Source organism: Psychrobacter sp. Ps6 (assembly GCF_022129235.1).
Classification (GTDB): Bacteria; Pseudomonadota; Gammaproteobacteria; order Pseudomonadales; family Moraxellaceae; genus Psychrobacter.
In genome coordinates, this window is sequence record NZ_JADQAI010000018.1 from 1,416 (window position 1) to 6,618 (window position 5,203).

The 5,203-nt window shown below is 38.4% G+C and carries 3 protein-coding genes; all 3 read right to left on the minus strand.

Annotated elements, in window-relative coordinates:
* Window positions 1-4,044 (minus strand): hypothetical protein (locus I3255_RS12925; RefSeq protein WP_238039185.1); only part of this gene is annotated, 4,044 nt, incomplete at its 3' end.
* A 3-nt stretch (window positions 4,045-4,047) separates the two neighbouring features.
* Complete coding sequence (locus I3255_RS12930) at window positions 4,048-4,440, minus strand: DUF6375 family protein (protein ID WP_238039186.1); 393 nt, start codon at window positions 4,438-4,440, stop codon at window positions 4,048-4,050.
* Between the two features lie 6 nt (window positions 4,441-4,446).
* Window positions 4,447-5,203: radical SAM protein (locus I3255_RS12935; RefSeq protein ID WP_238039187.1), on the minus strand; the 757-nt coding region annotated here is incomplete at its 5' end.

Consider the following 5,203-nt stretch of genomic DNA (forward strand, 5'->3'; position numbering starts at 1 on the left):
GTACGCAAAATCCCCTCTATACCCGACGTCAGAAACTCTTCTTTCACCCTTAATCCGAGTTATTATTCTTAAGCCACTAGATTTCAGTGCAGCAGTTAAGAATTCTTTATCCAAGTAGAATCTTTTCCGAAAGTTAGAGTATCCGTCTAGATCTTCAACTATATACTTTGAGATTTGTTGTCCGTCTTTGAAGTAACAAAGCCGCTCACAGTCAAACTTAAGCGCATGCTCTTTAACAAAACTAGCAGCTAGCATCGGCATAGAAAAACTACCACTTGAATGTTCCGAACTATATTCGATGATAAAATCTTTAAGCGAATGCTCCTTATATTTAGGAACAGTCATTGTATGTGTTCCAGATGTTCTTACAAAAGCACTTCCATCAAAGAACACGTTTGATTGAACTTCTATTTCTTCTTCACCATCTTCTTCCTTGATAACTTGGGGTTCAAGGCTTTTACTCCACGAGCTATAAAGCTCTCCCAAATAAACATCAGATAATTTGGCGATTTCGGGGAACTCCAATTTGCTAGATTCCTCGCTATCAAAATCAAAGTCTTTCAACGACTCATCGAAAACTAAAAAGGAGTTTACAGACGCATAGAAATGACGATTTAATTCCTCAGATTCCTCGACTATAAATGCATCAACCAAAATCAAATTTTCATTTTCAGAACTTGCACAATCGCTGAGATGAACCAGATTCGGATCTTCCGAATAGTTAATCCATTCTTCTGTAGTTAATCCTTCATCACCTAAGTACATTTTTTCACTAAGAGGGTAGATTTTTAACCTTTTACTAGGAAAGAAAGGGTCAATTCCTTCTATAAACCTTCCCCCCCAGAACTCCAACTGTTCCGAATCGAGTAGTTTTCCTGCCATTTGGTAGTACGCTATCCAAGAGTACTTCTTGCCATAGCGCTCTACTTTTTTTGTTTCGTGTCTCCGGTGATAACCGCTCGAAGAAATTTGATTGTCTAAGTTGCCAAATTTGTCCTCGCTCCACCCCAAATCATATACTTTCCATAGTATCTGATTACGAATTTTCGCATAAGCCTCATGTTCATAGTCGTAATTGCTACGATCTTTAACCAAACGACCAATAGTATAGTTCTCAAAATCCATTTTAAGAGGAGATAAATGCCCGCTCATACCATCAGTTATTTCTTCATTCCATTGACTTCTGGGCATTTGTTCAAAAGGTTCAGTAGCTGCTTTAACTTCTGATTCACTAATATTAATTTGAGATTCCAAACTCGCACGCTTCACTAGACATGAGGCATATTCTCTAACCAATATGTTGGTTGTAGCGAACTTCGAATTATGGCTGAAAAAAACAGCTACTATGTGTTTGCTGAACGCCTCTATCTCACCTAAGTTTTCAGATTTATCCAAAGAAATACTGACTATTGAGTAACATGCTGCAATTATCCGCTCTAATATATATTCATCATCAGCCACTAGAATAGGTTTGACTATTTCTAGGAAACTCTTAGTGTTATGCACTCCATAGTAGACTAAAGCCTCAGTTGAAACATCTCTTAGCTCAGTTACGACTGAGTTAAGGAACCAAATTGTTGTAATTAGCCTTAGTTTTTCTATTTCTGGATCTGAAAACTCTCTATTTTTCCAACATTCAGCCCTAAATCGAATGCCTTTTATCAATTCATCATGGTTTCTTCGAAAGTACTCTCCCCATGAAAGATCTCTGTCCACCATAGACATGTCTAACAATATATCACTTAGAAACTTTGCGTTTAGAGGGTGAGATATTGCGAATCGTACGTCTCCTAAAGATTCAATATATTTTTGTTTCAACCCTTCATTAAGTATTAAGTTTTTCAATTCGCATACTGTTTCATCACAAATGCAATTAGGTTCAATCAAATGCGACAAACTTAAAACTTCATTTTTGTAAGTTGAAGGAACTATTTGCCAAACATGTGGCAGATTATACCGCGGTGCAATAGCGACAAGTGCATGCAGGATATCCTCTGACAGCTCATGCTGGAGGGTCACACCTTCGAAGACTTTTTCAATAAATTCTTGTGAACTGAATAGCGATACGTCTCGATTTAGACAATAGTGCTCCATTAAATAGAAAGCTATAATGTATCCACCTAGGCGATCATACGCTGGGCTTAAGCGATATTCTCCACGACGAACCAGATCTCTGAATATTAAACCTTCCTGAGATAGCAAGTTGACAATATTACTGTCCCAATCAGTCAATTGTGGATCATACTTTTGCAAAAAGTCTCTTTCTAAAACCTCCCTACCGTTTGCCTCCCAAAGAGCTTTGCCTAAGAAGTAGACTGCGTTTTCTATGTCAGCAATTGTATACCTAATAGACAGGTTAATCATTTCAGAGATAGTCTTTCCAATATGTGTGACTTGCTCTTTAAACAATGAGTATATGGATGACGGAAAACTTTGAACCACAACACTAGTCTTCCTTGAACGATTCGTAACTTCACAAAAGATTTTCAAGTTTAAAGGGTGGCTGAAGAAACTTTGCGGAGCCGCTATTGGATTAGCACTAATCTTATAATATCTAAAGTATGCACCTATAGCTTGGACCGTTACTTTGTCACTAAACCCTTTTAATAGTAACTCAAAACAATCATTGGGGAGCGCTTGCTGCGCAAACCCTTCTCTTGATGAACTATTAGCACTGACAGTTCCTACATTTTGCCGAGACTGATAACCATCTCGCAATGTACAGACGAGAACTACATTTGGATACCGAGGTAATACAGTCTCAATGCCTTCCAATAAGTTCTTCCATTCTCTTGGGTCTTCAGCCTCATTTAATCCATCAACAACTATTGGAACTCGGCAACGATTTCTTTCTCCCGCTGAATCTATCGCCGAAAGCAACAATTCAAACGATCTAACTGCCTTAGAGGCAAAGGACATATTTTGAACCAGAGAATCAAGTGTTCCTCCCTTACGAAGTTTTTTTCCGTGAAGAAGTATTCCTGCTAACCTGTCATCATTTTGGCTTGTAACTTCAGCAGCTAATTGTGTTTTACCTCTGCCAGCTTTACCAATAACAGCTATTAATTGATGAGAGAATAGTTCTACAGCTTCTGACAACAGCTTTTTGATATCTTTGATAACTGCATTAGCATTGGTCAAATAAAGAGAAAGCGGCAGGTTCTGCCTTCTTGTTAACCTTAATAACTGACTTATGTTTTTTGTCTGCACTGAAGATTGAGCAAAGTTCGCAATTCTACCTATTTCTCTGCCTGACATTGTAGACTCAAAGACCTTACAGCTAGATATAACCTGGTTGCAAAAGGCTATAAACTCTTCTAGATCAGGTAACAGTTCTACATAATCCTTATCCCTAGCTAACTCAGAAATAGTTAATAAACAAGCATCTAATTTAACTTTCGCAGCATATATATCAGACCATGCACTAGGTTCACCAAGCACTCTTCTTATATCTCGCTCTGCGTCTGTAGGTTGATGAACTTCAGGAATCCAACGACTTCTAATCGGAGCCACTGAATTCGTATGCTGCTCAGTTAACATATCTGGTGTTAGAGCCAGCTCTCCAAAATAATTAGCCCTTAACTCTGTTGCTGGACCTGAGAGATAAGTCTCTAAATCATTTTCATTCCAAAGATGTAATTTAAAGCCATATTTTTGTTGTAAATCATAAAACCAAGTTTGGTCAGCCTTCGCTAAGGTTTTATGCGTCCAAAGAATCCATACATTTAAATCTGGTAAGTGTTGTTTCGTTGTATTCAGCGAATGCTCAATCTGGCCCTTTGCCCCAGCAGTTAAGCCACCGTCACTTTTATACTGGAACCATTTGCATTGCCATCCAACCTTTAACCCTTTTGTTCCCAATCTTGAGTCATCACAATCGAGCTCAAGATGGAACTCCACACCTGGTTGATTTTTTAACTCTTTAATTGGCCCATGATTTCGAAATTGTCGAACGACAATTCCTCTACATAAGCTTTCAAAACTAAATGCATGTGCGTTAGGATGCTCTCCAGCAACATGTTCAAACTTAGCCCAATCAAGCACTATTTAACCCTCTTGTTTAACTAAATCAGGATAATCGTGTGCTGAAAAGCATTCGACCTTGGCTCCTTCATGAATCAACAGAGAGATAAATGCATTCAGATCGTCGTCTGAAGATATGGTTATCTTTGAACCTTTTCTTTCGAGGCTTTGGTCATACATAAATTGCGCTAATTGCTGGGGTGAAAGACAAAATAGATTTTGCTTGCTTAGGAACTTAAGTACTTCATCACCATATCTATCTGCATCCACGTCAAAATTCGATTCATCACTACATAGAAAAGAACTAATCGTTGATACTAATTGCTCAAAATTTTCAGCCTTCTCTGCATCCTTGAACTCACCTACGATTACCAGGTTTAAAGAGTGCTCTGCACCATAGCCCTGCCAAATTTTCATTCTAATTCAACCCTTATACCTTATAGTATTTGTTAACTGACGATAAGCATTAGTGAGGGAACCACTACCTATAGGAACACCATTCTTGTCAAACGAACTCAGCTTAAAAACACCTGACGCATCTATATGCGCAAAGCCTTGCAGTTCACTCTCTTTCTGAAGACCGATAGCAGTGACAAATTGATTTCTGTAATCAGAGCTTATAGATACCCTCATGCTTTTCATCGTTAAACTTCGACTATCGACGATTTCTTTTAATTTACTGAGTGTTACATCATCGATTTTTTTACCAAACCCCACTGGTACCTCTGGTAAAACCAGAAACTCGTCAGCGCCTAGCTCCTTGGACAGTTCCAAGGCATTTGGTAAGTCTTCAATGGTTTTACTATTAACCACGTAATTTATCCCAAAAGGGATACGTCCTTTCAATAATTCTAAATTTCTTAATAGCCCCTTAAATGGTCTTTTCCTTATAGACTCGTAGTTACTATAAGTTCCATCCATACTTACTCTAATAAAGTTCACATGACTTTTTAGCTGGGATATTAGTTCAGGAGTTAAACTGTGACCATGCGTCGTAAAGCTAATTGCTAGCTTGGTTTCTTCTTGTCCAAACTGGCAAAGTTCAACCAAGTCTTCATGCAATGTTGGCTCGCCTCCACCAAAGCCAATACCAAACACCCCCATACCATCCATTTCAAGCAACCAATCTTTTACCCTACTTTTATCCAAAATTGAACGATGCTTCGGCGCATAACAATGC

Coding starts and splice junctions, on each gene's coding strand:
- I3255_RS12930 (WP_238039186.1), bottom strand. CDS start 4,440: ATGAAAATTTGGCAGGGCTATGGTGCAGAGCACTCTTTAAACCTGGTA.